The following is a 26,743-nucleotide window of genomic DNA, read 5'->3' on the forward strand; positions in this document are numbered from 1 at the left end:
GCCACGGCCGCGTCGACGACGGTCCCGGCGGGGCGCTGCGCGGCCGCACGCCTAGAATCGCGGCATGCGCCTCCTGTTCGCCGGTACGCCCGCGCCCGCCGTACCCGCGCTGGAGGCGCTGCTCGCGTCACGGCACGACGTCGTCGGCGTGCTGACCCGGCCCGACGCACGGCAGGGCCGCGGGCGCTCGCTCGCCCCGAGCCCGGTCAAGGAGGTCGCGCTCGAGCACGGCATCCCCGTGTTCACGCCCGACTCGCTGCGGGGAGGTGCGTTCGACGACGACCTGCGCGCGCTCGACGTGGACGCGGCGCCGGTCGTCGCGTACGGCGCGCTCGTCCCGCCGGCGCTCCTGGCCGTGCCACGCCACGGCTGGGTCAACCTGCACTTCTCGGTCCTGCCGGCCTGGCGCGGCGCCGCACCCGTGCAGCACGCCGTGATCGCGGGCGACGAGGTGACGGGTGCGACGACGTTCCTGCTCGAGGAGGGACTCGACACGGGTCCGGTGCTCGGGATGCTCACCGAGACGATCCGGCCGCGCGACACCGCGGGCGACCTGTTGGGGCGGCTCGCCGTGGCGGGCGCCGAGCTGCTCGTGCGCACGCTCGACGCGCTCGAGGACGGCGCGCTCAGTCCCGTACCGCAACCACCCGACGGCGTGAGCCTGGCGCCCAAGCTCGAGGTCGACGACGCGCGCGTGCGCTGGTCGCACCCCGCGGCTGCCGTCGACCGGCGCGTGCGCGGGTGCACCCCCGCGCCGGGGGCGTGGACCACGCTGCCCGACGGGTCGCGGCTGGGCCTGGGCCCGGTCGCGCTCGCGCCCGAGGTCGACGACCTGGCACCCGGTGAGCTGCGCGTCGGGCGTCGCGACGTGCTCGTCGGGACCGCGACGCATGCGGTCCGCCTCGGCGACGTCGTCCCGGCCGGCAAGCGGTCGATGCCCGCCGCGGACTGGGCGCGCGGTGCGCGGCCTGCCGACGGGACCCGGCTCGGCGCGCAGGCGCAGGTGAACGCATGAGCGGCGACCGGCCCCGTTCGTCGGGGGACTCGTCGGGTGCGTCGTCGGGCGGGCGGTCGGGGTCCGACGACCGACGCGACGACCGACGCGACGAGCGCGGCCGCGAGCGCGGCGCCGCACGCGCCGCCGGACGGGTGCAGCGTTCGGCGCAGGCGCCGTCGCAGCGGTCCCGGCACGGCGACGCGGCACGTTCGGCGGCGTACGACGTGCTGCGGGCGGTCGACGAGGGCGACTCGTACGCGAACCTCGTCCTGCCGCCGCTGCTGCGCGAGCGGCGCATCGAGGGCCGGGACGCGGCGTTCGCGACCGAGCTCGCCTACGGGACGCTTCGGCTGCGCGGGCGGTACGACGCGATCGTCGAGCAGGCGGCGGCGCGCGAGCTCGCGAGCATCGACCCGCCGGTGCTCGACCTGCTGCGCCTGGGCGCGCACCAGCTGCTCGGCATGCGGGTCCCGGCGCACGCGGCGGTCTCCGAGACCGTCGGCCTCGCGCGCGCGCGGGCCGGCGCCGGCGCGTCGCAGTTCGTCAACGCGGTGCTGCGCCGCGTCGCCGAGCGGGACCTCGGGACCTGGCTCACGACGATCGGCGACGCGGCCGACCCGGGAGACTCCGACCCGGTCGCGCGTCTCGCGGTCACGCAGAGCCATCCCGCATGGGTGGTCCGCGCACTGCGGGAGTCGCTCGTCGGGCACGGTCGCGGCGCCGACGAGGTCGCCGCGCTGCTCGCGGCCGACAACGAGGCCCCGCGCGTGACGCTCGTCGCGCGGCCGGGCCTGGTGGAGGGCGCCGACCTGCTGGCCGAGGCGGGCGACGAGGCGACTGCGGGGGCGGTGGCGCCGGACGCGGTCGTGCTGCGCGGCGGCGACCCGGGCCGGCTCCCGGCGGTGCGCTCGGGCGCGGCGGCGGTGCAGGACGAGGGTTCCCAGCTCGTCACGCTCGCGCTTGCGGCCGCGCCGCTGGACGGCCCCGACGAGCGGTGGCTCGACCTGTGCGCGGGGCCGGGCGGCAAGGCGGGACTGCTCGCGGCGCTCGCCGGTCGCCAGGGTGCGCGGCTGGTGGCCAACGAGGTGCAGCCGCACCGGGCGCGGCTGGTCGAGCAGGCGTTGCGCGCCGCGCCGGACGGCGCCGTCGAACAGGTCCGCACGGGAGACGGGCGGACGCTCGGGGACGAGGAGCCGGGCGCCTACGACCGCGTGCTGGTCGATGCGCCGTGCACCGGGCTGGGCGCGCTGCGGCGCCGGCCGGAGTCGCGCTGGCGCCGCACGCCCGCCGACCTCGCGACGCTCGGCGTGCTGCAGCGCGAGCTGCTGGGATCGGCGCTGCGGGCCGTGCGGCCGGGCGGCGTCGTCGCGTACGTGACGTGCTCGCCGCACCTGGCCGAGACCCGCCTCGTCGTCACGGATGCCGTGAAGGCGGCCGGCCGCGCGGGCCTGGCCGTGGAGGTCCTCGACGCACGCGCGGTCGTGCGGGGTGTCGCCGCGGGCCCGCTCGACCTGCCCGAGCGTCCGGACGTGCAGCTGTGGCCGCACGTGCACGGCACCGACGCGATGCACCTGACCCTGCTGCGCCGGCTCTGAGCGGGCCGCCGGGCGGGCGGCTCAGGACGGACGGCTCAGGACGGACGGCTCAGGACAGGCGGCACAGGGCGGGCGGTACAGGTCGGGCGCGGGCGGCCCCGGGCTGGCTAGTCTGGCCGCGTGCCCGCCCTGATCAGCCCCAGCATCCTGTCCGCCGACTTCGCCAACCTCGAGCGCGACCTGCAGCGGATCGCGGGCGCCGACCTCGTGCACGTCGACGTCATGGACAACCACTTCGTGCCGAACCTCACGCTCGGGCTGCCCGTGGTGCAGCGCATCGCGGAGGTCTCGCCCGTCCCGGTCGACGTGCACCTGATGATCGACGACGCCGACCGCTGGGCGCCCGAGTACGCGCGGGCCGGCGCGGCGTCGGTGACGTTCCACGCCGAGGCGACGCAGGCACCCGTGCGCCTGGCGCGCGAGCTGCGCGAGATGGGCGTGCGCGCGGGGTTGGCGCTGCGGCCGGCCTCGCCGGTCGAGCCGTTCCTCGACCTGCTCACGGAGCTCGACATGATCCTCGTGATGACCGTCGAGCCCGGCTTCGGCGGGCAGTCGTTCATCGAGGGGATGCTGCCGAAGATCGCCCGCACGCGGGCCGCGATCGACGCGGCCGGCACGGGGACGTGGCTGCAGGTCGACGGCGGGATCTCGCGCGCGACGATCGCTCGGGTCGCGCAGGCGGGCGCCGACGTGTTCGTCGCGGGTTCCGCGGTCTACGGGGCCGACGACATCGCGGCCGAGATCGCCGCGCTGCGCGACCTCGCGACGCTGACCTGGGCCTGAAGTCGGCCTGACGTCGGCCTGACCGCCGATCACTGACCGGACCGGCACGGCTGCCGGAATCCTTGTTGTGGCATGATCGTTGACGCGAACGACGCCGCGAGGCGTCGCGAGCAACAACACACACGTGCTCCGGGGTCGGTGCAATTCCGAGCCGGCGGTGACAGTCCGCGACCCGCACGGTCCTTCGGGACCGGACGGTTGACCTGGTGGAACTCCAGGACCGACGGTGAAAGTCCGGATGGGAGGAAGTACGTGGCGGCGCACGTCTGACGTGCGCTGTGGGCGGAGCGTGCCTGCCGCCGACCCCCGGAGCCGACGACGGCTGGGGAGGTGGCACATGAGCACGGTGAGCGCCCACGAGGTCGCGGCGATGCGCCGCGCGCTCGACCTGGCCCGGCGCGGCCCGCACCACGGGCCCAACCCGCGCGTCGGCTGCGTCCTGCTCGGCGCCGACGGCGAGACGATCGGCGAGGGCTGGCACCGGGGCGCGGGTACCCCGCACGCCGAGGTCGCCGCCCTCGCGGACGCCGCGCAGCGCAGGACGTCCACGCGAGGATCGACCGCGGTCGTCACCCTCGAGCCGTGCGACCACACCGGCCGCACCGGACCGTGCACGGCCGCCTTGCTCGCGGCGGGCGTCGCGCGCGTCGTCGTCGCCGTGACGGACCCGAACCCGCTCGCCGCGGGCGGCGCTGAGCGCCTGCGCAACCAAGGGGTGCAGGTCGTCACGGACGTCCTGGCCGACGAGGGCCGTGCGCTGCTCGGCGCCTGGTTGCCGGCCGTCGAGCGCGACCGCCCGTTCGTCACGCTCAAGATCGCGGCCAGCCTCGACGGCCGGGTGGCCGCATCCGACGGCTCGAGCCGCTGGATCACGGGGGAGATGGCCCGGCGCCACGCGCACGAGCTGCGCGGCCAGGTCGGCGCGATCGTCGTCGGCACGGGCACCGCACTGCGTGACGACCCGTCGCTGTCGGCCCGCACCGCCTCCGGCGAGCTCTCGGCGCACCAGCCGCTGCGCGTCGTCGTCGGGCACCGGGAGGTTCCCGCGGGCGCGCGGCTGCGCGGACCGGGGGGCGACCTGGTGCAGGTGCGCAGCCACGACCCGGCCGACGTCCTTGCCGCTCTGGTCGAGCGCGAGGTGCGCCATGTGCTCGTCGAGGGCGGCCCGACGCTCGCGACGGCGTTCCTGCGCGCGGGTCTCGTCGACGAGGTCCATGCCTACGTCGCGCCCGTGCTGCTCGGCGCGGGTCCCACCGCGATCGGCGACCTCGGCATCGCCGGCATCGCGGACGCGCTGCGCCTGGTCCCGACGAGCGTGCAACCCCTCGGCCCCGACGTGCTCGTCGTCGCCGTCCCGACCCCCGTTCCCACCCCGCCCCATCAGGAGGCCTGACGTGTTCACCGGCATCATCGAGGAGATCGGCACCGTCGTCGCCGTCGAGGACCACGGTCCCGACTCGCGGCTGCTCGTGCGCGGTCCGCTCGTCACCTCCGACGCGCGAGCGGGTGACTCCATCGCGGTCGACGGCGTGTGCCTGACCGTCACGGCGCTGCCCGGCGACGGGACATTCACGGCCGACGTCATGCCCGAGACGCTGCGACGCAGCGCGCTGCGCGGGGTGACGACCGGGCGACCGGTCAACCTCGAACGCGCGCTACCCGTCGGCGGGCGCTACGGCGGTCACGTCGTGCAGGGTCACGTCGACGGCGTGGGCCGGATCGTGAGCCGCACTCCGGGGGAGCGGTGGGACGACGTGGAGATCGCGTTGCCGCCCGAGCTCGCGCGTTACGTCGCGGAGAAGGGGTCCATCGCGGTGTCCGGCATCTCCCTGACGGTCACGCACGTGTCCGACGAGTCGTTCGGCGTCTCGTTGATCCCGACGACCCTGGCGGCGACCACGCTGGGCACGCTCGTCGTGGGCGATGCGGTCAACCTCGAGGTGGACGTGCTGGCCAAGTACGCGGAGCGGCTGCTGGGGGTGCGCGCATGAGCGAGATCGTGCTCGGGACGGTCGAGGAGGCGCTCGACGCGCTGCGCGCGGGGCGGCCCGTGCTCGTCGCGGACTCGCCGGACCGCGAGAACGAGGCCGACGTCATCCTCGCGGCGCAGTCGGCGACGACCGAGTGGGTCGCGTGGACGATCCGGCACTCGTCGGGCTACCTGTGCGCGCCGATGCCGGCCGCGCGCGCCGATGCGCTCGACCTGCCGCTCATGGTCCCGCACAGCCAGGACCCGCGCCGCACCGCCTACACGGTGACCGTGGACGCGGCCACGGGCGTCACGACCGGCATCTCGGCCGCGGACCGTGCCCGGACGATCCGGGTGCTGGCCGACCCGGCGAGCGGCCGGGGGGACCTGATCCGTCCGGGCCACGTGCTGCCGCTGCGGGCGGTGCCCGGCGGCGTGCTGCACCGCGCCGGCCACACGGAGGCCGCGGTCGACCTGTGCCGCCTCGCGGGCCTGGCGCCCGTCGGCGCGATCGGCGAGCTGGTGCACGACGACGGCACGATGATGCGGCTCGACGACGCCGCTCGGCTCGCGGCCGACGAGGGGCTCGTGCTCCTGACGATCGAGGACCTGGTCGCCTGGCGCCGCGAGCACGGCGACACCGTCGAGGGCGCCGAGCAGGTCACGGACGGCGCCTCCAGGGCGCGCGTGCACGCGACCCACACCGCGTACCTGCCGACGCGGCACGGCGAGTTCCGCATCCACGGCTACCGCGACCTGCGCACGGGCGACGAGCACGTCGCGCTCGTGCCGACGCGGGGGCTCGCGGCGACGCCCGCGGTGCGCGTGCACTCCGAGTGCCTGACCGGCGACGCGTTCAGCTCCGCGCGGTGCGACTGCGGGCCGCAGCTCGAGGCGGCGATGCGGCTGGCCGCGGAGCAGGGCGGTGCGGTCGTCTACCTGCGCGGTCACGAGGGCCGGGGGATCGGGCTGCTGGCCAAGGTCGCGGCGTACGCGCTGCAGGACGAGGGCCGCGACACCGTCGAGGCGAACCTCGACCTCGGCTGGCCCGCGGACCGGCGCGAGTACGGCGCCGCGGCCGCGATACTGGCGGACCTCGGCATCGAGCGCGTGACGCTGCTGACCAACAACCCCGCCAAGGTCGCGGGGCTGCGCGCGCACGGCATCGAGGTCGCGGAGGTACGCAACCTCGAGGTCGGCCGCACGCCGCACAACGAGGCCTACCTGCGCACCAAGGCGACCTCGATGGGCCATGACCTGCACCTCGACGGCGACATCGACGCGGTGGCCCCGGCGATCGCGGTCGCCCCGGTGCGCGCCGCACCGACCGTCCCCGGCGCCGACACCCACGACCACGCGTTCGAACCACTGGAGGACCTCGCATGAGCGGCGCCGGAGCACCCACCCTGACCGTCGACGGGACCGGCCTGCGCGTCGTCGTCGTCGCCGCGAGCTGGCACACCGTCGTGATGGACGGACTCGTCGACGGTGCGCGCCGGGCGCTCGCCGACGCGCACGTGCAGGACGTCACCCTGGTGCGCGTCCCGGGCACGTTCGAGCTTCCCGTCGGCGCCGCGGTCGCCGCGCGCGGCGGTGCCGACGCCGTGGTGGCGCTGGGGGTCGTCATCCGCGGGGGGACGCCGCACTTCGACTACGTCTGCTCGGGTGCGACGACGGGGCTGACCGACGTCGCGACCAGCACCGGTGTGCCGGTCGGGTTCGGGGTCCTGACCTGCGACGACGAGCAGCAGGCGCTGGACCGTGCCGGCCTGCCGGGCTCGATCGAGGACAAGGGCTACGAGGCTGCCCAGGCCGCCGTCGCCACCGTCGTCGCCCTGCGGCCGCTGCGCGAGTGACGCACGGGTGCCCGGTCGGGCCCGGCGGGGTCCGACCGGGGCCGGCCAGGCCCGGCCGGCCCCATGACGCGCGTCCCAGTGGACGGGCCGCCGCGAAGCGTGCGTGCGCCTGCGTCTAGTCTTGGCCGACGTGAAGACCTTTGACACGCTGTTCGCCGAGCTCTCGACGAAGGCGCTCGAGCGCCCGGACGGCTCGGGCACGGTGGCCGAGCTCGACGCCGGCGTCCACTTCATCGGCAAGAAGGTCGTCGAGGAGGCGTCGGAGGCCTGGATGGCCGCCGAGCACGAGGGCGACGAGCGCGCGGCGGAGGAGATCTCGCAGCTGCTCTACCACGTGCAGGTGCTGATGATCGCGCGCGGGCTCACGCTCGAGGACGTCTACCGCCACCTCTGACCGGCCGCCGAACCCCCAGCCTTCAGACCCGACAGGATTCCCGTGCTGCGCATCGCCGTCCCGAACAAGGGCTCGCTCTCCGAGCCGGCCACCGACCTGCTCCGCGAGGCGGGATACCGCCAGCGCCGCGACGCGCGCGAGCTGGTGCTGCCGGACCCGGACAACGACGCCGAGTTCTTCTTCCTGCGCCCCCGCGACATCGCGGTGTACGTCGGTGCGGGCACGGTCGACGTCGGCATCACGGGCCGGGACCTGCTGCTCGACTCGTCGTCGCCCGCGACCGAGCACCTGCCGCTCGGGTTCGCACGGTCCACCTTCCGGTTCGCGACGACCGCGGGCACGATGACCGACCTCGCGCAGGTCGACGGCCAGCGCGTCGCGACGTCCTACCCGGTGCTCGTCGAGACGCACCTGCGCGAGCGCGGCATCACGCCGTCGGCGGTCGTCCGCCTCGACGGCGCGGTCGAGACCGCGATCCGGCTCGGCGTCGCGGACGTGATCGCGGACGTCGTGGAGACGGGCACGACGCTGCGCGCCGCGGGGCTCGAGATCTTCGGCGAGCCGCTGCTGCGTTCCGAGGCCGTGCTCGTGCGGCGGTCCGACGTCGACGTGCCGGCCGGGCTCGACGTGCTGACCCGCCGGCTGCAGGGCGTGCTCACCGCCAGGCAGTACGTGCTCCTCGACTACGACGTGCCGACGTCGCTGGTGGAGCAGGCCGTCGCGATCACGCCCGGTCTCGAGTCGCCGACCGTCTCTGCGCTGCACAACAACGAATGGGCCGCGGTGCGCGCGATGGTGCGCCGCGAGGAGACCAACCGCGTCATGGACGCGCTGTACGACCTGGGCGCGCGCGCGATCCTCGTGACCTCGATCCACGCCTGCCGGCTGTAGCACGCGGACCACACGTGGACATGACCCCGTTCCGGCCACGGCTCGCGCGCAACGTTGCGCTGGGTCTGGCCGCGGTGGTGCTGGTCGCCGCGGGTGCGCTCGTCGTGCTGATGGGCGGGCTGACGGGGTTCGACCGGGCGAGCTTCGTCGTGTTCGGGCTGCTCATCGTGTGGTTCTGCTGGCGTCAGGCGAGCGTGCGGGCAGTACCCGACGAGGACGGCCTCACGGTCCGCAACCTCGTCGTGACGACCCGGCTGACCTGGGCCCAGGTGGTCGCGGTGAGCTTCGGCGACCGGCCCTGGGTGCAGCTCGACCTCGCGAACGGGGACACGCTGGCCGTCATGGGGATCCAACGCGCCGACGGCGAGTACGCGCAGGGTGAGGCGCGCCGGCTCGCGACGCTCGTCGCCGCGATGTCGAGCACCGAACGCGACGACTGAGCAGCTACACCAGGTGCTCGGCGTGCACCCCGGCGGCGCCCGCGGCGAGGAAGGCGAGCGGGTCCTGCTCGAGGCTGCGGCCCATCGTGGACAGCCGCACCGGCGAGGCCGCGAGCGCGGCCCGGAGCTCGTCGTCGACCCGCAGCTCGACGAGACGGTGCCGGCCGGCCGGCGCGACCAGTTCCTTGACCTGGTCGCGGACGTGCCGCCCCAGCTCGGAGAGTGCGTTGTCGCCCAGGTCGGGGACGGGCACGACGACGTCCGCGGGCACGAGCGCGACCCGCCCGTAGGCCGTCAGCGAGTGGTGCGAGACGCCGCGGTGGCGTCCGCGTGGGTCGGCACCCGAGACGCGCAACGACGCGACGGGACGCCCGCCGAGCGTGGCGACGGCGTTCACCGCGTCCCCGGCCGCGATGCCCGAGAACCCCCAGCGCGTGCCCGTCCCGAGGTTGCCCGGACCCTGTGCGACGACCGCGAGGTCGGCCCCGTCGACCAACCGGGCCGCGAGCAGACCGGTGTGCACCGAGACGGCCTCGAGATCGCCGCCGAACGCCTGCCCGACCGTGATGCACGTCGAGATCCAGCCCGCCTCGCGCAGACCGGCGACCGTGCGTGAGAACCACGCGGGCAGCGCGCCACCGTCGGTCATGACGTAGGCCACGCGCGGTGCGGGCCGCCCGGTCCGTTGCGCGGCGAGGCGCGCGCCGGCGACGATCGCCGGCAGCGCGGAGTGCAGGTCGGCGACGACGACGGGCATCCCGCCCAGGTCGTCCGCGTCGCGCAGCACGTCGTGGTGCTCCGACTCCTGGTCGTCCACGCCGAGGACCATCGCCTGCAGGGGCGTGTAGCGCGCCTTCACGAGGTGGCCGGGGCCGCGCTGCGTGTCGCGCGGGACTGCACCCTCCGGTCCGACGACGAACGCGTAGCCGCCGGTGCCGAGCCCACGGGCCAGTGCCGAGACGTTGAGCAGCACGCGCGAGCCCTTGTCGACCGGGCCGGTCAGCAACGGGTACGCGAGCGCCTTGACGCGGGCCGGCAGGCCCGGGTCCGCCCACGGGTGGTCGAGCGCCACGACGAGCTCCTGCGCCCCCTCCCACGCGGCCCCGACCTCGTCGACGACACCCGCACGCCATGTGATCACCGCTCCACGCTACCGGCCACTACGGTTGTCCTGATGCCTTCCGAGATCGACGCCGCCGAACGCCTGCTCAACCTGGTCATCGCCCTGGTCAACACGACCGGGCGGATGACCAAGGAGCAGGTGCGCACGTCCGTGGCCGGCTACCACGAGGCCGACGGCGGCGAAGCCTTCGAGCGGATGTTCGAGCGGGACAAGGACACGCTGCGCGAGCTCGGCATCCCGTTGGTCACCGTGACCGACCCGCGGCACGGCGACGACATCGGCTACCGCGTCGACCTCGACGCGTACGAGCTCGCACCGCTCGAGCTCACGCCCGCCGAGCTGGGCGTGCTCGCGCTCGCTGCACAGCTTTGGCAGGACCGCGCGCTGCGGACCGACACGTCGCGTGCGCTGACCAAGCTGCGGGCCGTGGGCCAGGGCGCCGGCGCGACCGACCTCCTGCCCGGCCTCGCGCCGCGCGTCCGCCCGGGTGGCGGTGCGCTCGAGCCGTTGCTGGACGCCGTTCAGGCGCGCCGTGCGGTGCGGTTCACGTACCGGGCCGCGGCGACGGGCGAGGTCCGCGAGCGCGTCGTCGAGCCGTGGCAGCTGCTCGGCCGCCGCGGGGGCTGGGTGCTCATCGGGCTGGACCGGTCACGTGGTGCGGCGCGTTCGTTCAGGCTGTCCCGGATCGAGGGCGCCGTCCGAGCGGTGGGACCCGACGACGCGTTCGGCCCGCCCGCGGCCGACGAGCTCGAGCGGGCGCGCGCGCAGTGGCAGGGCGGCGGCCCCGAGCGCATCGCGACGCTCGCGGTCGCACCGGAGCGCGCCGGGGCTCTGCGGGCCCGCGCGGTGGCCGCTCCCGCCGACGCCGCCGAGCTGCACGGCGATCCGGCGTTCGCGCCGCTGCTCGTCGGGCGCGACGTGGTGCACGTGACGTTCCGTGCGGGTTGGGAGCTCGCCGAGGAGGTCGTCGGGTACGGGGACGCGGTCCTGGTGCTCGACCCGCCCGACGCGCGCGAGCACGCGATCGCGCTGCTACGCACGGCGGCCCGCCTCGACGAGCAGCCGTCCGACGAGCAGCCGTCCGACGAGGAGCCCTCCGACGAGCAGGAGGTGTCCCGTGGCTGAGCGCGCGAGCGACCGGGTGCTGCGGCTGCTCGGGATGGTGGCCTACCTGGCCCGGCACGAGGGCGTGCGCGTCGACGAGCTCGCGCGCCAGTTCGGCGTGACACCGCAGCAGGTGGTGCGCGACGTCGAGACGCTGTGGCTCACCGGCACGCCCGGCTACCTCCCGTACGACCTCATCGACTTCGACGTCACGTCGCTCGAGGAGGGCGTCGTGCGGCTCACCGAGTCGCGGAACATGACCCGTCCGCTGCGCCTCGGCGCACGCGAGGGCCTCGCGCTCGTCGCCGCGCTGCGCGCGCTGCAGGCGGCGCTCGAGGGCACCCTCGACGACGAGCGCGCGCAGGTGGTGAGCTCGGCGTTGACCAAGCTCAGTGCGGCGACGGGCGAGCTCGCGGGGGCGGTCGACGTGGAGCTCGCCGTCGGAGCACGGCCCGAGGTCGCGGCGGCGCTCACCCGTGCGCTGCGACTCGACCGCCGGCTGCACCTGCGCTACGTCGACGCGTCGGACGCGGTGACCGAGCGGGACGTCGACCCGGTGCGTCTGGTCGCCGAGGCCGACCGCGGCTACCTGCTCGCCTGGTGCCGCGCCGCCGACGGCGAACGGCTGTTCCGCGTGGACCGGATCGTCGCGGCCGAGGTGCTCGACGTCCCGACCGAGCTGCACCCCCTGAGCGAGAGCTCGGACCGGTTCGCACCGGGGCCGGACGGCGAGCTGGTGACGCTGCACCTGGCGAGCCAGGGTCGCTGGGTCGCCGAGTCGAGCCCGGTCGAGGACGTGCGCAACCTCGAGGACGGCTCGTTCGAGGTGGATCTGCGGGTCGTCTCGCCGGCGTGGCTGCGTCATCTGCTCACGCAGGTCGCCGGTGTCGTGATCGACGTCCGGCCCGCCGGGCTCGCGGTCGACGTCGCACAGACCGCGCGCGACGCGCTGGCCGCGTACGGACCGCTCGCGGACGCCGAAGCCGGGCGGGGGTGAGCACGGTGTTCTTCTGGCTGTGGACCGTTCTGGTCGTCGGCACGCTCGTCGGGGCGTTCTTCCTGGCTCGGCGGCTGTGGCGCTCGGCCCTCGCGCTCGGTCGCGAGCTGGCTCGGGCGACCGAGGTCTCCGCGGAGCTCGCGCAGCGCGTCGACGAGCTGCAGGCCATCGCGGCCGCCTCTCGCGTGCCCATCGGGCCGACGCTGTTCGCGGACCCCGAGCCGCTGCGCGCGCGGCGCGAGGAGCTGCGGGCGGAACGTGCGGGGCGCCGGGCACGCCGGCTCGAGGTCGCGCGGGGCTGGCGCGTCTACTGGACCTGACCTGGTCGCGGCGACCGCCGCGGGCCGGGCGTTACGATCAGCACGACGCCTGTGCGCGACCGTTGCGCACGACACCCCCAAGGAGTTCCGACGTGAGAATCCTCGAGCACCCGGTCACGATCATCGCGCTGCTGGTCCTGATCATCGTGCTGTTCGGCTCCAAGCGTCTGCCGGACGCGGCCCGCAGCGTCGGGCAGTCGCTCAAGATCTTCAAGTCCGAGGTGAAGGACATCAAGGACGACCCGGCACCGTCCGCACCGGCGACGCCCGCCGCGCCCGCCACACCTGCCGTGCCTGCCGGACCTGTCGTGCCGCCGGTCGCGACGACGCCCGTCGACCCCGTGGTCGACGGTGACACCGCGACGCCCTCGTCGGGCGACTCCAGGCCGACGGCCTGACTCGAGTGGCGCGACCCGCCCGGCCGCCCGACGGCCGGATGCCGCTGCGCGAGCACCTGAGCGAGCTGCGCCGCCGGATCGTGCTGGCCGCGCTCGGTGTCGTGGCGGGGGCCACGGTCGGCTGGTTCCTCTACGACCGGGTCTTCGCGGCACTGCAGGAGCCGCTGCTGAGCGTGGCCGAGGAGCGCGGCAGCATCGTCTCGGTCAACTTCGCGGGCCTGATCACCGCGGTCGACATGAAGTTCAAGGTCGCGTTCTTCATCGGCGTCGTGCTGTCGAGCCCGTGGTGGTTGTACCAGCTGTGGGCGTTCATCACGCCCGGCCTGACCCGCAAGGAGCGGCGGTACGCGTACAGCTTCGTGGCGGCCGCGCTGCCGCTGTTCTGGGCGGGTGCCGCGTTCGCGGCGCTCGTGCTGCCCAACGCGGTGCGGGTGCTCACCGAGTTCACGCCGGAGGGTGCGACCAACCTCATCGACGCGCAGACCTACCTCTCGTTCGTCATGCGGTTCATCCTCGCGTTCGCGGTCGCGTTCGTGCTGCCGGTGATCATGGTCGCGCTCACCTTCGCCGGGGTGGTGCGGGCCCGCGCCTGGGCGCGCGGGTGGCGGTGGGCCGTTCTCACGGCATTCGTCTTCTCGGCCGTCATGACGCCGACACCCGACGTGCTGTCGATGTTCGTGCTCGCGATGCCGATCTGCGTCCTGTACTTCGTCGCGCTCGGGATCTGCGTGCTGCACGACCGTCGCGTCGACCGGCAGCGCGACGCGGCGGGTCTGCCGCGGCTCGACGGTTCGTGGCCGTCCGAACCCGATCCCGAGGTCGCCGCATGACGCGCATCGGGCTCGTCGTGAACCCGACCGCGGGCAAGGGGCGCGGCACGCAGGCCGGGCACGAGGCCCACCAGCGCCTGCGTGCGGCCGGGTTCGACGTGGAGGACCTCTCGGCCCCGACGCTCGCGCAGGCGACCGACCGGGCGCGCGCCGCGACGCTCGCGGGGCTCGACGCGCTCGTCGTCGTGGGCGGTGACGGCATGGTGCACCTGGGCGCCAACGTGGTCGCGGGCACGACGATGCCGCTGGGCATCGTGCCGGCCGGGACGGGGAACGACTTCGCGCGCGGACTCGGGCTGCCGCGCACCGACGTCGCCGCGGCGCTCGCCGTGCTCGAGCACGCGATCGCCCACGGTCCCCGCGCGGTCGACGCGGTGCGGGTCGCGCCCCCCGGGGTCGAGGCGTACGAGTGGTACGTCGGTGTGCTCTCGGGTGGCATCGACGCGGCGGTGAACGCGCGCGCGAACGGCCTGCGGTGGCCGCGCGGCGAGGCGCGCTACGTGCGCGCGCTGCTCGCCGAGCTCACCTCGTTCCGCCCGTACGGGTACCGGGTGACGCTCGACGACGACGTGTGGGAGTCCGCCGGCACGCTCGTCGCGGTGGCCAACGCGCCGTGGTTCGGCGGCGGGCTGCACGTCGCGCCGGACGCGCTGCTGGACGACGGCCTGCTCGACGTCGTGCTCGCAGGACCGTTCACCAAGCCCGGCGTGGTCCGCATCTTCCCGGGCATCTACCGCGGACGGCACGTGCACGACCCGCGGGTGCAGATCCGCCGGTCGCGCACGGTGCTGATCGAGCCCGTCCCGACGATCGGCGCGACGCCGCCGCCGGCGTTCGCGGACGGCGAGCGGATCGGCCCCCTGCCGCTGCGCGCCGAGCTGGTCGCCGGTGCGCTGCAGGTGCTGGCGCCACCCCGGCCCTAGGGTGGGCCCGTGCCGTCCCGCCATCGTCATCGCCAGCGGTCGCAGCCCGATCCGGCGGCCCCGGCCGCGGTGAGCCCGCCCGGGGGCGGTCCGGTGGGGCGCGGACCCGAGCCCGAACCGTCACCGGCCGAGCGGTACGCCGCCTCACGTCGTCGGCAGGCGCAGGACACGGGCCGGTTGGGCGAGCTGCGCGAGCTGCTCGGCTTCCCGCTCGACGACTTCCAGGTCGAGGCGTGCGTCGCGCTCGAACGCGGCAGCGGCGTGCTCGTCGCGGCGCCGACGGGCGCCGGCAAGACCGTCGTGGGGGAGTTCGCGGTGCACCTCGCGCTCGGTGCCGGGCGCAAGGCGTTCTACACCACGCCGATCAAGGCGCTCTCGAACCAGAAGTACGCGGACCTCGTGCGCCGGTACGGACCGGAACAGGTCGGGCTGCTCACGGGGGACACGACGATCAACGGCGAGGCGCCCGTGGTCGTGATGACCACCGAGGTGCTCCGCAACATGCTGTACGCGGACTCGCCGACGCTCGTCGGGCTCGGTTTCGTGGTGATGGACGAGGTGCACTATCTCGCGGACCGGTTCAGGGGACCGGTCTGGGAGGAGGTCATCATCCACCTGCCCGACGACGTGCAGCTCGTCTCGCTGTCGGCGACGGTCTCCAACGCGGAGGAGTTCGGCGACTGGCTGGCGACGGTCCGGGGCGACACCACGGTGGTCGTGAGCGAGCATCGGCCCGTGCCGCTGGGCCAGCACGTCCTCGTACAACGAGAGCTCGTCGATCTGTACGCGGGACACGTGGACCCGACCGACCCCGGCGTCGACCCACCGATCAACCCCGACCTGCGGCGCCTGCTCGGACGTGACCGCGCGGACCAGGGGGGTCCCGGCGACCGCGGGTACCGCGGACGCGGCGGGCGGCGCCCCGGCCGGCCGGGTGAGCCGGCGGGCGGCCCCGGTGGTCGACCCGGGGGAGGGCCGGGCGGCGGAGGAGGGCCGGGCGGCGGAGGAGGGCGGCCGACGCCGCGCTTCGCGGTGGTCGACGTGCTCGACCGCGAGGGCCTGCTGCCGGCGATCGTGTTCATCTTCTCGCGGGCCGGCTGCGAGTCCGCGGTCCAGCAGTGCCTGGCCGCCGGGGTCCGGCTGACGTCGCCGGCCGAGCAGGCGGAGATCCGCCGGATGGTCGAGCAGCGCTGCGCCGCCGTGCCGCCCGAGGACCTGGACGTCCTCGGCTACTGGGACCTCGTCGAGGCGCTGAGCCGCGGCGTCGCCTCCCACCACGCGGGCATGCTGCCGCTGTTCAAGGAGACCGTCGAGGACCTGTTCTCGCGCGGGCTGGTCAAGGTCGTGTTCGCGACCGAGACCCTGGCGCTCGGGATCAACATGCCCGCCCGTTCGGTGGTGCTGGAGAAGCTGGTCAAGTGGGACGGCAGCCGCCACGTCGACGTGACCCCGGGGGAGTACACGCAGCTCACGGGCCGCGCGGGCCGGCGCGGCATCGACACCGAGGGGCACGCCGTGGTGCTCGCGCACCGCGACCTGGACCCGGTGCAGCTCGCGGGCCTCGCGTCGCGGCGCCTGTACCCGCTGCGCTCGAGCTTTCGCCCGACGTACAACATGGCGGTCAACCTCGTCGCGCAGGTGGGCCGCGAGCGCGCACGTGAGGTGCTCGAGACGTCGTTCGCGCAGTTCCAGGCGGACCGCGGGGTCGTCGGCCTCGCACGGCAGGCCCAGGCGCACGCCGAGGCGCTCGAAGGGTACGAGCAGGCGATGTCGTGCCACCTCGGCGACTTCGCGCAGTACGCGCAGATCCGACGCGAGATCGGCCAGGCCGAGCGCGACTCGTCGCGCGCCGCCGCGGGTGCACGCCGCGCCGACGCGGTGCGCTCGCTCGAGGGTCTGGAGGTCGGCGACGTCGTCGAGGTCCCGACCGGCCGGCGCCGGGGGTACGGCGTCGTGGTGGACCCGGGCGGTGCGGGCGGCTTCGACGGACCGCAGCCCACGGTGCTCACACCCGATCGCGAGGTGCGGCGCCTGACGGCTGCCGACGTCGGTCCGGGCGTGCGGAGGGTCGGGCGGCTGCGTGTCCCACCGGGGTTCAGCGTGCGCGTCGCGGCGACCCGTCGTGACCTGGCCGCCGCGTTGCGCGCGCTGGTCGCAGGGCTCGACGGCGCCCCCGCGCCGCACGCCGGGCGAGCTCGTCGTCGCGCGCAGGAGGACGACGAGCACGTGCAGGCGCTGCGACGGCGACTGCGGGCGCACCCGTGCCACCAGTGCCCCGAACGCGACGAGCACGCGCGCTGGGCCGAGCGCTGGGAACGGCTGCGCGCCGAGCACGAGAGCCTGGTGCAGCGCATCACGGGCCGCACGGGCTCGATCTCCGTGGTCTTCGACCGCACGTGCGACGTGCTCGTCGAGCTGGGCTACCTCGTCGAGACCGACGGCGTGCTGCGCGTGACCGACGAGGGCCGTTGGCTGCGCCGCCTGTACGCGGAGAACGACCTGCTGCTCGCGGAGTGCCTGCGTCGGGGCGTGTGGGACGAGCTCGACGCGCCCGGCCTTGCGGCGGCCGTCTCGACCGTCGTCTACCGTTCGCGCCGCGACGACGAGACCGAGGCTCGGGTGCCCGGGGGACCGCACGGGCGGCTCGGCCTCGCGCTGGAAGGGACGCTGCGGGCGTGGTCGGAGCTCGACGACCTCGAGGGCGTGCACCGGCTCGAGACGATCGTCCCGCTCGACGAGGGCCTGGTCGAGGCGGTGCACCGCTGGGCGGCCGGTCGCAGCCTGGACGTGGTCCTGCGCGGATCGGACCTGACGGCCGGCGACTTCGTGCGGTGGTGCAAGCAGGTGATCGACGTGCTCGACCAGCTCGCCAAGGCGGCACCGCAGGAACGCCTGCGGGCGACCGCGTCCCGCGCGATCGACGCCATCCGCCGGGGCGTGGTCGCGTACTCGTCGGTGTAGCGGTCGGCGACCTGCCCTATCGTGCGGCTGTGAGCTCCACCCTGTACCGAGGCGGCGTCGTGCACTCGCCCGCCGACCCCTTCGCGGAGGCTGTTCTCGTCGAGGACGGCGTCGTGGCCTGGCTGGGCGCCGACGACACGGCCGACGGGTTCGCCGCCCGGGCCGACGAGGTGATCGACCTGGACGGCGCGCTCGTCGCGCCGGGCTTCGTCGACGCGCACGTGCACGTCCTCGAGACGGGGCTCTCGCTCGAGAGCATCGACCTCGGGGCCTCGGGCGGCGTCCGGACGCTCGCGGACGCGCTCGACGCGGTGCGCCGTGCCGCGGCCGGGCGGCCCGGCGACCGGCGCGAGGAGCCGCTGCTGGGCTTCGGGTGGGACGAGGGCGACTGGCCCGAGGGTCGCCCGCCGTCCCGGACCGAGCTCGACGCCGCCGCGGGCGGCGCCCCGGTGTACCTCGCGAGGGCCGACATCCACTCCGCGGTCGTCTCGAGCGCGCTCGCCGAACGCGCCGGCCTGCCCGCGCTCGAGGGGTGGCGCGACGACGGCCTCGTCGTGCGCGATGCGCACCACGGCGCGCGCGACGCGGTGCGCGACCTGACCCCCGCGACGCGCACGCGGCTGTACCGCGCGGCGCTGGAGCACGCCGCTGCGCGGGGGGTCGTCTCCGTCCACGAGCACTCCGCGCCGGGGATCGACACGCGCGCCGGCCTCGTCGAGCTGCTCGAGCTCACGGGGGAGCCGGGCAGTGCGCTGCCGCACCTGGTCGCGTACCGGGGTGAGGTGTGCGTCACGGTCGACGACGCGCGAGAGATCCTGGCGGCTGTCCCCGGGCTCACCGGGCTCGGGGGAGACCTCAACGTCGACGGGTCGCTGGGCTCGCGCACGGCCGCCCTGCGTGCGCCGTACTCCGACGCCTCCGCCGGGTCCGGAAGCCTGTACCTGAGCGCAGAGCGCATCACGAACCACGTCACGGCAGCCTCGCGCGCCGGGCTGCAGTCGGGCTTCCACGTCATCGGCGACCGTGCGATGGACGAGGTGCTGCTCGGGCTGCGCGCGGCCTGCGACGTCGAGGGCGTGCCCGCGCTCGCGCGCACCGGCATCCGGCTGGAGCACGCCGAGATGGTCGACGCGCCGGCCCTCGCGACGCTGCTCCTGCTGGGCGTGACCCTCAGCGTGCAACCCGCCTTCGACGCCGCGTGGGGTGGGCCGGACGGCATGTACTCCCACCGGCTCGGCGCGGGACGCGCGGCGACGCTCAACCCGTTCGCGGACCTGGCGGGTGCGGGAGTGCCGCTCGCGTTCGGTTCCGATGCCCCGGTGACGCCCGTCGACCCGTGGGCGGGCGTGCGCGCAGCGGTCGAGCACCACGCCACCGAGCAGCGGATCTCGGCGCGGGCGGCCTTCCGCGCCGCGACGCGCGGCGGCTGGCGGCTCGCGGGTCCCGAGCACTGGGGGACGGGCGACCTGCGGGTCGGGGCGCCCGCGCACCTGGCGGTCTGGCGCGCGGACCACCTCGCGGTCCAGGCACCCGACGGCCGCCTGTCGGCGTGGAACCCCGACGCACAGGCGGGGACACCGTTGCTGCCCCTGCTCGGCGGCGACGAGCCGCCGCCGAGCTGCCTGCGGACCGTCCGGGCGGGCGTCACGATCTTCGACACCCTCGGGTGATGTGGGCCGTCCGGGTGATCTTCGCGAGCACCCCGCGCGCGGATCGGCCCTCGCGATGCACCCTGAAGGAGATCGCTTCCGCGACACGCGGGGCGACACGCCGTGCCGATGCGTGATGTCCGCCTGCTGTTCACCTAGATGACCTGCAGGAAGTGCCCTGACCTGCGTAGACGCGCGCTTGACACGCCCCGTGGGTTCGATAGGTTTCCCACTGACCCACTGCCACGGGACGACGACGACGAGGTCGATCAACCCGATCCGGGCGTCGCTCGGGGTGGCGGATCCATGGGCTCCGACCGGGCCCGCGTGTTCAGTAGACAACGGTCGGTCCGCCCCGGCGGCCGTCCGGTACGAAGGACACGCGGGCCGGTCGGTCGGCCCACCACCTGCGCAGATTCCTCGCCTACTCTTGCCCGGTGAGCCCCGTCCAACCGTCCCGCTGGTGGACGCTCGTGCTGGCGGCAGCGGGCGGGATCGCGACGCGGCTGGCGTTCCCCGAGCCGGGTTGGTGGGCCACCTCCTTCGTCGGGATCGCGCTCCTGTACCTCGCGCTCCGTCGCGACAGCGCCCGCTGGAACGCGCTCGTCGGGCTCGTGTGGGGCCTGGCCTTCTTCCCGCTGCTGATCACCTGGGCGGACGAGGCCGTCGGACCCGTGCCCTGGCTCGCGCTCTCGATCACGGAGGCCGGCTACGTCGCCGGCTTCGCGGTCGCCTGGACGTGGGCACGCCGCGGCACGGGGGTGTGGCGCTCGGCCTGGTGGCAGCTGCTCACGTTCACACTCCTGTGGGTCGCGGTCGAGGAGGTGCGTTCGGCGTGGCCGTTCGGCGGCTTCCCGTGGGGTCGGCTCGCGTTCTCGCAGGCCGACTCACCGATCGTCCCGTTCGCCGCCTGGGGCGGGGTCCCGCTGGTCAGCGCGCTGGTGTGCGCGGTCGGAGTGCTCCTGGCGCGCGTCGTCGTGACCGTGCGACGCGCGCAGGTGCTCGCGGCGAGCGTCGCGGCGCTCGTCGCCCTGGTCGCGGTGCTGGCCGGGCTGCTGGTGCCGCTGCCCACGAGCGCGCAGGCCGGGTCGCTGCACGTCGGCGCGGTCCAGGGCAACGTCCCCGGGCAGGGGCTCGACGCTTTCGGCGAGCGTGAGCAGGTGCTGCAGAACCACATCGACGGCACCTACGCGCTGCTGGACCAGGTGGACCAGGGCGACCTCGACCTCGTGCTGTGGCCGGAGAACGGCACCGACATCGACCCGCAGGTCGACGAGGAGGCCGCCCGGCTCATCGACGACGCCGCGGTGGCCGTCGGCGCGCCGCTGCTCGTCGGAACCGTGCAGTACCCGCCCACGGGCGGTCGGTACAACACCGCGGTGCTCTGGGAGCCCGGTGTGGGCGTCGTGGCGACGTACACCAAGCAGCACCCGGCGCCGTTCGCCGAGTACATCCCGATGCGTTCGATCGCGCGCCGCTTCTCGTCGGCCGTGGACCGCGTCACCCGTGACATGCTTCCGGGGGACTCGCCGGGGTACGTGCCGCTGGACTCACCGCGCCTCGGGCGGACGGTCGGCATCGGCGACGTGATCTGCTTCGAGGTGGCTTACGACGGGCTGGTGCGCGACACGGTGCGTGCGGGCGGAGAGGTGCTGGTGGTGCAGACCAACAACGCGACGTTCGGCTGGTCCGACGAGTCGACGCAACAGCTCGCGATGTCGCGTGTGCGTGCCATCGAGCACGGCCGGGCGACGGTCCAGATCTCGACCGTCGGCGTGAGCGCCGTGATCGAGCCGAACGGGGTCGTCACGCAGTCCACCGAGCTGTTCACCGCGGACCAGATGGTCACCACCCTGCCGTTGCGCACCTCGTTGACCCCCGCCGCCCGGCTCGGCGGCTGGCCCGCGTGGATCGCCGAGGCGCTGGCGGTGTGCGCCGTCGTCGCGGGTGCGGTCGGTGCCTCGCGGCGGCGTGCCGACGCGCGGGAGGTCGGCGCGTGAGCGAGCGGACGCTGGTCGTCGTCCCCACCTACAACGAGCGCGAGTCGATCCCGGTCGCACTCGCCCGCCTCGCCCAGCACACGCCGGACGTCGACGTGCTGGTGGTCGACGATGGTTCGCCCGACGGCACGGGTGCGCTCGTCGAGAAGATCGCCGCCGACGAGGCCGCGACCGACTCCGGTCGCACGATCTCGGTGCTGCACCGCGAGGGCAAGCTCGGGCTCGGGACGGCCTACGTCGCGGGCTTCCGGTGGGCGCTCGAGCGCGGGTACGACGTCGTCGTCGAGATGGACGCGGACGGCTCGCACCGTGCTCAGGACCTCACGCGGCTGCTGGCCGCGATCGACGACGCCGACCTCGTGCTGGGCTCGCGCTGGATCCCCGGTGGACGCGTCGAGAACTGGGCGAAGAACCGCGAGGTGCTCTCGCGCGGCGCCAACACCTACACGCGTCTGATGCTCGGTATCCCCGTGCATGACGCGACCGGCGGCTTCCGCGCCTACCGTGCCGAGCTGCTGCGCGCGCTGCCCCTCGGCGAGGTCTCCTCACGCGGGTACTGCTTCCAGGTCGACATGGCGTGGCGGTCCGTCCAGCAGGGTGCCCGCGTCGTCGAGGTGCCGATCACGTTCGTCGAGCGCGAGCTGGGCGTCTCGAAGATGAGCCGCGACATCGTGTTCGAGGCGCTGGTCAACGTGACCCGGTGGGGCATAGCAGAACGCTCCCGCCGGGTGGCGGGAGCGTTCCGGAAGAAGGAGCACGTCGGCGCGTGACGCCGGCTGTGCCGATGCTCAGACGTCGTTCCTGAGCATCGGGTGCTCGCGTGGAGCTCAGGCGCTGCGGCGCAGCTTGCCGGCGCGCAGGAGGTCGAGCCGTTCGTCGAGCAGCTCCTCGAGCTCGCCGATCGTGCGGCGCTCGAGCAGCATGTCCCAGTGCGTACGCGGGGGCTTGGTGGCCTTCGCCTCGGGCTTGGACGCGTCGCGCAGCAGCGCCTCGGCGCCGCACCGGCACTCCCACACCACCGGGACGTCCGCCTCGATCGAGAAGGGCAGGATGATGGTGTGCCCGTTGGGGCAGTCGTAGTGGGCCTGGAGCCGCGGGGCGAAGTCAACGCCCTCGTCGGACTCCATGCTCTGCGACCCGATGCGCATGCCGCGCAGGGACCGGTTTGCCATGAAGATCAGCCTCCGTGCCGGGTTTCGGCCGTCGAGAGTTCTGGGGGTTCCACCGTGCACAACGGCGGGGCTCCCTCAACTGTTCCAGCCTCCCGTGAAGGGTTCGTGAACGCACGCCGAGAGCGACGGGGAGGCTTAGGGTGCGGATGTGCCTGACGAGAACCTCCCCGACATGACCTTTCGCCGCCTGGGCGACTCCGGCCTGACCGTCTCCACCGCCGGGCTGGGGTGCAACACCTTCGGCGCGACGCTCGCGCCCGAGGGCGTGCCCGGCCTCGTCGCGGCCGCGCTCGACGCCGGTGTGACGTTCTTCGACACGGCCGACGTCTACGGCGGCACGCCCGGCCAGAGCGAGGAGCTGCTCGGCGCAGCGTTGCGGGCGGTGCGCGACGAGGTCGTCGTGGCGACCAAGTTCGGCATGGACACCGGCGGCCTGAACGGGCCCGACTGGGGAGCGCGCGGGTCGCGGCGCTACGTCCGGCGCGCCGTCGAGGGTTCGCTGCGGCGCCTGGGTACCGACCGGATCGACCTCTACCAGCTGCACGCGCCCGATGCACTCACACCCGTCGAGGAGACGTTGGCGGCGCTGCACGAGCTCGTGCTCGAGGGCAAGGTGCTCTACGTCGGCTCGTCGAACCTCGCCGCCTGGCAGGTCGTGGAGGCGGACTGGACCGCGCGCTCGTCCGGGCTGACCCCGTTCGTCTCCGCACAGAACCGCTACAACCTGCTCGACCGCTCGGCCGAGCGTGAGCTCGTGCCCGCGACGGAGGCGGTCGGCGTCGGCATGATCCCGTACGTCCCGCTCGCGTCCGGCCTGCTCACGGGCAAGTACCGGCGCGACGAGCCGGCGCCCGCCGGCGTTCGGCTGACCCGTATGCCGGACCGGCTGCGCGCGGCGGACTTCGACCGCATCGACGCGTTGAGTGCACTGGCCGCCGACTGGGGGATCGACCTGCCGACCGTGGCGCTCGGCGGCCTGGCCGCGCAGCCTGCGGTCGCGACCGTCATCGCCGGGGCGCGCACGCCCGAGCAGGTGCGCGCGAACGTCACCGCCACCCTCTGGGAGCCCACGCTCGACCAGCTCGCCGCGATCGACGACGCGGCGCCGGGCCCGGCCTGACACGTCGCGACGACGCACGCGCACGCACCTCGCGCGCACAGGGCTCACCTCCACGAGCGTCCCGAACGACCTGCTCGTGGCCGTACGACTCGAGCGCGCGCCGGACCGATCACCGCGGCTGCCCGGATCGGCACCCGGAAGTCGTCGGCGGCGGGAGCCAGGACCTCCAGCCAGGCGTGCTCCTGCGGTGCGAGCGCGCCACCGCCGCGGCGCACGAGCGCGACCACGGCCGACCCGCCCGGCGCCATGGCGTCGAGCGCCGAGCGGAGCTGACGGAAGATCCCGCGGGCGCGCACGTGGTGCTCGCGTCCACTGCCGGTGATCGCGGGCAGCGGCAACGTCAGCACGACCGGAAGGGTGCGGTGCTCGTCGTCGAGCAACAGGCCCCAGAACGACATGGGGGTGTCGCGCGGTCCGACGAGGCCGAGCAGCGTGGTGAGCACGTCGTCGTCGGTCAGCAACGGGTACCCGGGCACGGTGAGGTCCGCGAGGTCGTCGTCCGGCCCGGCGACGTCGAACCAGTCGTCCTCGTCGTCGTCCTCGTCGTCGTACGCACCGTCATCGATCAGCCGGTCATCCAGGAGCCGGCCGTCGAAGAACCCTCCGTCATCCAGCCGGTCGAGCTCGTCCGGGTCGTCGAACCACGGCGGCAGGTAGTCCGCACCGGCGTCGTCCCTGCACCAGCACAACCGGTCGAACGTGTGTGCCCGAGTCGGGGGATCGCCCAGGGCGGACAGGTCGATCGCACGGGGGCGCTCGTCGTCGGGTGTCGGTCCGAGGCGGCTGGAGGTCGTCATGCCGCCACCCTGCTGCGCGCCCGAAGACCCGTGCGGCCGCACCGACCGCAACGGTGCGCGGCGCGCGTCCGTCGCGGGCTGGGGGCGGGTCGCGAGCGCTCGTGTGCTCGTCAGGCGAGCGGCAGGTCGCGTCCGAACACGCCGTCCGGGTCGTAGGTCGCGGCGATCGTCCGGAGCCGGGCGAGCGTGGCCGGCGGGTACACGAGCGCCAGGCGGTCCGGGGCCGCGTCGAAGCTGCGGTAGACGCCCGTGATGTCGTCGCGCAGCGCGCCCCAGTGCCCGTCGATCGTCGCCGACCGGCCGCTGGAGGACGTCGCGAGCAGGGAGAAGGCCTGCGTGCGGTGCGCGTACGCGGTGGCGTCGGCAGGGACGTCGTTGACGGCGCCTCCGACCGCGCGCAGCTGCGTCATGTCGGCCAGCCCGTGCCGCACGAGGCCGCCGAGCACCTGCGCGACGCGGTCCGTGACGTGCTCGACGAGCCCGCCCCGGAACGCCGGTGTGGCCTGCGCGGAGTGTCGCGCGTGCGCCGCCGGCACCACCGCTGCGTACGGGACGAGCTGCGCCTGCTGCTGCAGCACGGGCGCCAGCGTGAGGATCGGCTCGATCGCCGCGACCGCCGCCTCGGTGTCGTCGTCCGCCCACACGCTCATCGAGTAGGCGACCGCCGGCTGCGTGGCACGCGCGGGTGCGAACGTCAGGAAGCTGGTCAGATCGCGCGGCGCGGCCTCGACGTGCCGCGCCCAGCGCGTCATGAGGCGCTCCGGTTCGCTCGCGTCCTGCACGACGACGACGAACACGACGTCGCCGACGGGAGCGGCCTCGATGTCGACGGACGTGACCACCCCGACGTGCGACCCGGCACCGCGCACGGCCCAGAGCAGGTCCGCGTGCTTGTCGGGCGTGGCCCGGACCACCGAGCCGTCCGCCAGGACGACCTCGGCACCGACGACGTGGTCGAGCGTGAGGCCGTGCGCACGGCCGAGCAGCCCCTGCCCGCCGGCCGTGACCAGGCCGCCGACGCCGACGTCGCCCATGTCGCCCGAGCTGATCGCCCAGCCACGCGGTGAGAGCGCGGCGGCGACGTCACCCCAGCGGGCGCCCGCGCCGATCCGCACCAGGCGTCGAGACTCGTCGAGCACCTCGATCCCGGACAGGGCCTCGAGCGCGACGACGATCCCGCCGTCGTTCGTCGCCCGGCCCGCCAGTCCGTGCCCGCCTGAACGCACCGCGAGCGGCACGTCCTGCGTGCGGGCGTACCGCACCGCGGCGCCGACCTGCTCGGCGTCGGCGGGCCGCAGCACGAGCGCGGGGGAGCCGGGCCACACGTAGGTCGAACGGACGTCCCGGTAGGCCCGGTCGCCGGGTTCGACGGCACGTCCGCGCAGCTCGTCGGGCACGGCGTCGTAGTCCAGCCCCGGCGTACGCGCGGCCAGCGACGCCGCCGGACGAACGGTCCCGGTCGTCGTGCCCGACTCCCGCCGCGCCTGAGCCACGGCCTCACGCAGTGCGGGTGCGACCTCCTCGCCGAAGCGCGTGATCGTCGTCTCGTCGTCGGAACCGAGCACGAACGTCGAGAAGCCCTCGTCCAGGACGAGGGGCAGCAGGTCGTCGACCCACTGCTCCGGCGGGCCCTGCAGGAAGCCCGACGACGACGCGGAGAACGTGCCGGAGCCGACGTTGAGCAGACGGAGGATCTCGCCCGGGTCGCGGCCGGCGGCGAGCGCCGCCTCGTCGATCCGCGCGTTCGCGGCGGCCGCGTCGGCGATCTGGAGATAGCCGAGGCTCGGCAGCCAGCCGTCGGCGGTGCGGCCGACGAGCTCGAGCATGCGGGGCTTGTAGGCGCCGACCCAGATCGGCACGTCGTGCGCGGGCGCCGGCCCGCGCTTGGCGCCGTGAACCGCGTGGAACCGGCCGCCGGCGCTGAGCACGCCGCGCTCGTCGTCGTCCCACAACCCGCGGATCACGGCGATCGCCTCGTCGAGAGCGGTCACGGCGTCGCCGGGGGACAGGCGCGGCGCGCCCATGGCCTCGATCGCGTCCCAGAACGCACCCGCGCCGAGCCCGAGCGCGACCCGCCCGCCCGAGAGCAGGTCCAGGCTCGCGGCGGCCTTGGCGAGCACCGCGGGCTGGCGCAACGGCAGGTTGAGCACGTTGCCCGCGAGCGTGACGCGTGCGGTCGCGGCCGCGACCCAGGTCAGCAGCGTCCACGTGTCGAGGAAACGCGGCTGGTAGGGGTGGTCCTGGAACGTCACGAGGTCCAGCCCGGCGTCCTCGCTGGCCTGCGCGAGCGCGACGACCCGTCGCGGGTCGGCCGCCGAGGGGGTCAGGAACGTGCCGAGCTGGATCTCGTGGCCGTAGTCAGGCATGTGGGGGTTCCTCTGCTGTCGTCATGCGCCAGTGACGACAACCCCGAGGCGGCACCCC

Annotated in this window: 25 protein-coding genes and 1 riboswitch; of the genes, 21 read left to right on the plus strand and 4 right to left on the minus strand. The window is 74.7% G+C overall.

Going from position 1 to position 26,743, the window contains the following annotated elements; translation table 11 throughout:
- Nucleotides 1–64: 64 nt before the first annotated feature.
- The 10 genes from fmt (at nt 65) to CCO02nite_RS00900 (ending at nt 8,925) form a co-directional block, all read left to right on the plus strand.
- Nucleotides 65–1,015, plus strand: coding sequence for a methionyl-tRNA formyltransferase (gene fmt, locus CCO02nite_RS00855; RefSeq protein WP_146841081.1), 951 nt, complete (start codon nt 65–67; stop codon nt 1,013–1,015).
- Nucleotides 1,012–2,592, plus strand: coding sequence for an RsmB/NOP family class I SAM-dependent RNA methyltransferase (locus CCO02nite_RS00860; protein WP_146841083.1), 1,581 nt, complete (start codon nt 1,012–1,014; stop codon nt 2,590–2,592). Before fmt ends, CCO02nite_RS00860 begins: the two co-directional genes overlap by 4 nt.
- Nucleotides 2,593–2,712: 120 nt before the next feature.
- Nucleotides 2,713–3,375, plus strand: coding sequence for a ribulose-phosphate 3-epimerase (rpe, locus tag CCO02nite_RS00865; RefSeq protein ID WP_146841085.1), 663 nt, complete (start codon nt 2,713–2,715; stop codon nt 3,373–3,375).
- Between the two features lie 120 nt (nt 3,376–3,495).
- Nucleotides 3,496–3,631, plus strand: a riboswitch (FMN riboswitch).
- Nucleotides 3,632–3,712: 81 nt separating this feature from the next.
- Complete coding sequence (gene ribD, locus CCO02nite_RS00870; protein ID WP_246117246.1) at nt 3,713–4,768, plus strand: bifunctional diaminohydroxyphosphoribosylaminopyrimidine deaminase/5-amino-6-(5-phosphoribosylamino)uracil reductase RibD; 1,056 nt, start codon at nt 3,713–3,715, stop codon at nt 4,766–4,768.
- A gap of 1 nt (nt 4,769) precedes the next feature.
- The gene (locus CCO02nite_RS00875; protein WP_146841087.1) at nt 4,770–5,366 is read left to right on the plus strand and encodes a riboflavin synthase; all 597 of its coding nucleotides are present in this window, start codon (nt 4,770–4,772) and stop codon (nt 5,364–5,366) included.
- Complete coding sequence (gene ribB / locus CCO02nite_RS00880) at nt 5,363–6,730, plus strand: 3,4-dihydroxy-2-butanone-4-phosphate synthase (protein ID WP_146841089.1); 1,368 nt, start codon at nt 5,363–5,365, stop codon at nt 6,728–6,730. The genes CCO02nite_RS00875 and ribB overlap by 4 nt, the downstream gene beginning before the upstream one ends.
- Nucleotides 6,727–7,200, plus strand: coding sequence for a 6,7-dimethyl-8-ribityllumazine synthase (ribH, locus tag CCO02nite_RS00885; RefSeq protein WP_146841090.1), 474 nt, complete (start codon nt 6,727–6,729; stop codon nt 7,198–7,200). Before ribB ends, ribH begins: the two co-directional genes overlap by 4 nt.
- Nucleotides 7,201–7,330: 130 nt before the next feature.
- Entirely contained in the window at nt 7,331–7,594 is a 264-nt protein-coding gene (locus tag CCO02nite_RS00890) for a phosphoribosyl-ATP diphosphatase (RefSeq protein ID WP_146841092.1), read from the plus strand.
- 42 nt (nt 7,595–7,636) lie between these two features.
- Nucleotides 7,637–8,485: an ATP phosphoribosyltransferase gene (gene hisG / locus CCO02nite_RS00895; protein WP_146841093.1), complete on the plus strand. Its 849-nt coding sequence runs from the start codon at nt 7,637–7,639 to the stop codon at nt 8,483–8,485.
- 20 nt (nt 8,486–8,505) lie between these two features.
- Nucleotides 8,506–8,925 (plus strand): PH domain-containing protein, encoded by a 420-nt coding sequence (locus CCO02nite_RS00900; protein WP_146841451.1) that lies wholly within the window; start codon nt 8,506–8,508, stop codon nt 8,923–8,925.
- Between the two features lie 4 nt (nt 8,926–8,929).
- Here the strand turns inward: CCO02nite_RS00900 and CCO02nite_RS00905 are convergent, their stop codons facing one another.
- Nucleotides 8,930–10,066 (minus strand): DUF3866 family protein, encoded by a 1,137-nt coding sequence (locus tag CCO02nite_RS00905; RefSeq protein ID WP_146841094.1) that lies wholly within the window; start codon nt 10,064–10,066, stop codon nt 8,930–8,932.
- Nucleotides 10,067–10,099: 33 nt separating this feature from the next.
- On the opposite strand from CCO02nite_RS00905, the gene CCO02nite_RS00910 reads away from it, so the two are divergent.
- The 10 genes from CCO02nite_RS00910 to CCO02nite_RS00955 all read left to right on the plus strand — a co-directional run bounded on the left by CCO02nite_RS00910 (nt 10,100) and on the right by CCO02nite_RS00955 (nt 22,000).
- A complete protein-coding gene (locus tag CCO02nite_RS00910) occupies nt 10,100–11,173 on the plus strand; it encodes a helix-turn-helix transcriptional regulator (protein WP_146841096.1) in 1,074 nt (357 codons plus the stop codon).
- Nucleotides 11,166–12,149 (plus strand): helix-turn-helix transcriptional regulator, encoded by a 984-nt coding sequence (locus CCO02nite_RS00915; protein ID WP_146841098.1) that lies wholly within the window; start codon nt 11,166–11,168, stop codon nt 12,147–12,149. The genes CCO02nite_RS00910 and CCO02nite_RS00915 overlap by 8 nt, the downstream gene beginning before the upstream one ends.
- Complete coding sequence (locus CCO02nite_RS00920) at nt 12,146–12,469, plus strand: hypothetical protein (protein WP_246117247.1); 324 nt, start codon at nt 12,146–12,148, stop codon at nt 12,467–12,469. Before CCO02nite_RS00915 ends, CCO02nite_RS00920 begins: the two co-directional genes overlap by 4 nt.
- A gap of 92 nt (nt 12,470–12,561) precedes the next feature.
- Nucleotides 12,562–12,867 carry a Sec-independent protein translocase subunit TatA gene (gene tatA, locus CCO02nite_RS00925; protein WP_222593106.1) on the plus strand — a complete coding sequence of 102 codons (306 nt, stop codon included), beginning with the start codon at nt 12,562–12,564 and terminating at the stop codon, nt 12,865–12,867.
- Nucleotides 12,868–12,872: 5 nt separating this feature from the next.
- Complete coding sequence (gene tatC / locus CCO02nite_RS00930; protein WP_307724020.1) at nt 12,873–13,697, plus strand: twin-arginine translocase subunit TatC; 825 nt, start codon at nt 12,873–12,875, stop codon at nt 13,695–13,697.
- Entirely contained in the window at nt 13,694–14,620 is a 927-nt protein-coding gene (locus CCO02nite_RS00935) for a diacylglycerol/lipid kinase family protein (RefSeq protein ID WP_146841100.1), read from the plus strand. The genes tatC and CCO02nite_RS00935 overlap by 4 nt, the downstream gene beginning before the upstream one ends.
- Before the next feature lie 93 nt (nt 14,621–14,713).
- Nucleotides 14,714–17,581 (plus strand): DEAD/DEAH box helicase, encoded by a 2,868-nt coding sequence (locus CCO02nite_RS00940; protein WP_246117248.1) that lies wholly within the window; start codon nt 14,714–14,716, stop codon nt 17,579–17,581.
- A 29-nt stretch (nt 17,582–17,610) separates the two neighbouring features.
- Nucleotides 17,611–19,251 (plus strand): amidohydrolase, encoded by a 1,641-nt coding sequence (locus CCO02nite_RS00945; RefSeq protein WP_146841104.1) that lies wholly within the window; start codon nt 17,611–17,613, stop codon nt 19,249–19,251.
- A gap of 416 nt (nt 19,252–19,667) precedes the next feature.
- Nucleotides 19,668–21,230: an apolipoprotein N-acyltransferase gene (lnt, locus tag CCO02nite_RS00950; protein ID WP_146841106.1), complete on the plus strand. Its 1,563-nt coding sequence runs from the start codon at nt 19,668–19,670 to the stop codon at nt 21,228–21,230.
- Nucleotides 21,227–22,000: a polyprenol monophosphomannose synthase gene (locus CCO02nite_RS00955; RefSeq protein ID WP_146841108.1), complete on the plus strand. Its 774-nt coding sequence runs from the start codon at nt 21,227–21,229 to the stop codon at nt 21,998–22,000. Before lnt ends, CCO02nite_RS00955 begins: the two co-directional genes overlap by 4 nt.
- A 57-nt stretch (nt 22,001–22,057) precedes the next feature.
- On the opposite strand, the gene CCO02nite_RS00960 is transcribed toward CCO02nite_RS00955, so the two are convergent.
- Nucleotides 22,058–22,402: an RNA polymerase-binding protein RbpA gene (locus CCO02nite_RS00960; protein WP_146841110.1), complete on the minus strand. Its 345-nt coding sequence runs from the start codon at nt 22,400–22,402 to the stop codon at nt 22,058–22,060.
- A 172-nt stretch (nt 22,403–22,574) separates the two neighbouring features.
- Here CCO02nite_RS00960 and CCO02nite_RS00965 point away from each other — a divergent pair, with 172 nt between their 5' ends.
- Nucleotides 22,575–23,522, plus strand: a complete 948-nt coding sequence (locus CCO02nite_RS00965; RefSeq protein WP_146841455.1) for an aldo/keto reductase — start codon at nt 22,575–22,577, stop codon at nt 23,520–23,522.
- Nucleotides 23,523–23,566: 44 nt separating this feature from the next.
- Here CCO02nite_RS00965 and CCO02nite_RS00970 read toward each other — a convergent pair whose 3' ends face one another.
- Nucleotides 23,567–24,319 carry a hypothetical protein gene (locus CCO02nite_RS00970; RefSeq protein ID WP_146841111.1) on the minus strand — a complete coding sequence of 251 codons (753 nt, stop codon included), beginning with the start codon at nt 24,317–24,319 and terminating at the stop codon, nt 23,567–23,569.
- A 110-nt stretch (nt 24,320–24,429) separates the two neighbouring features.
- Complete coding sequence (locus tag CCO02nite_RS00975; protein WP_146841112.1) at nt 24,430–26,685, minus strand: LLM class flavin-dependent oxidoreductase; 2,256 nt, start codon at nt 26,683–26,685, stop codon at nt 24,430–24,432.
- Nucleotides 26,686–26,743: the final 58 nt, after the last annotated feature.

Source organism: Cellulomonas composti (assembly GCF_007990245.1).
Taxonomy (GTDB): Bacteria; Actinomycetota; Actinomycetes; order Actinomycetales; family Cellulomonadaceae; genus Cellulomonas; species Cellulomonas composti.

Bases quoted from the DNA above. Each gene is read 5' to 3' on its own strand.
- fmt (WP_146841081.1), top strand. From the start codon at position 65: ATGCGCCTCCTGTTCGCCGGTACGCCCGCGCCCGCCGTACCCGCGCTG.
- CCO02nite_RS00860 (WP_146841083.1), top strand. From the start codon at position 1,012: ATGAGCGGCGACCGGCCCCGTTCGTCGGGGGACTCGTCGGGTGCGTCG.
- ribD (WP_246117246.1), top strand. From the start codon at position 3,713: ATGAGCACGGTGAGCGCCCACGAGGTCGCGGCGATGCGCCGCGCGCTC.
- ribB (WP_146841089.1), top strand. From the start codon at position 5,363: ATGAGCGAGATCGTGCTCGGGACGGTCGAGGAGGCGCTCGACGCGCTG.
- ribH (WP_146841090.1), top strand. From the start codon at position 6,727: ATGAGCGGCGCCGGAGCACCCACCCTGACCGTCGACGGGACCGGCCTG.
- CCO02nite_RS00900 (WP_146841451.1), top strand. From the start codon at position 8,506: ATGACCCCGTTCCGGCCACGGCTCGCGCGCAACGTTGCGCTGGGTCTG.
- CCO02nite_RS00910 (WP_146841096.1), top strand. From the start codon at position 10,100: ATGCCTTCCGAGATCGACGCCGCCGAACGCCTGCTCAACCTGGTCATC.
- CCO02nite_RS00935 (WP_146841100.1), top strand. From the start codon at position 13,694: ATGACGCGCATCGGGCTCGTCGTGAACCCGACCGCGGGCAAGGGGCGC.
- CCO02nite_RS00960 (WP_146841110.1), bottom strand. From the start codon at position 22,402: ATGGCAAACCGGTCCCTGCGCGGCATGCGCATCGGGTCGCAGAGCATG.
- CCO02nite_RS00965 (WP_146841455.1), top strand. From the start codon at position 22,575: ATGACCTTTCGCCGCCTGGGCGACTCCGGCCTGACCGTCTCCACCGCC.
- CCO02nite_RS00970 (WP_146841111.1), bottom strand. From the start codon at position 24,319: ATGACGACCTCCAGCCGCCTCGGACCGACACCCGACGACGAGCGCCCC.
- CCO02nite_RS00975 (WP_146841112.1), bottom strand. From the start codon at position 26,685: ATGCCTGACTACGGCCACGAGATCCAGCTCGGCACGTTCCTGACCCCC.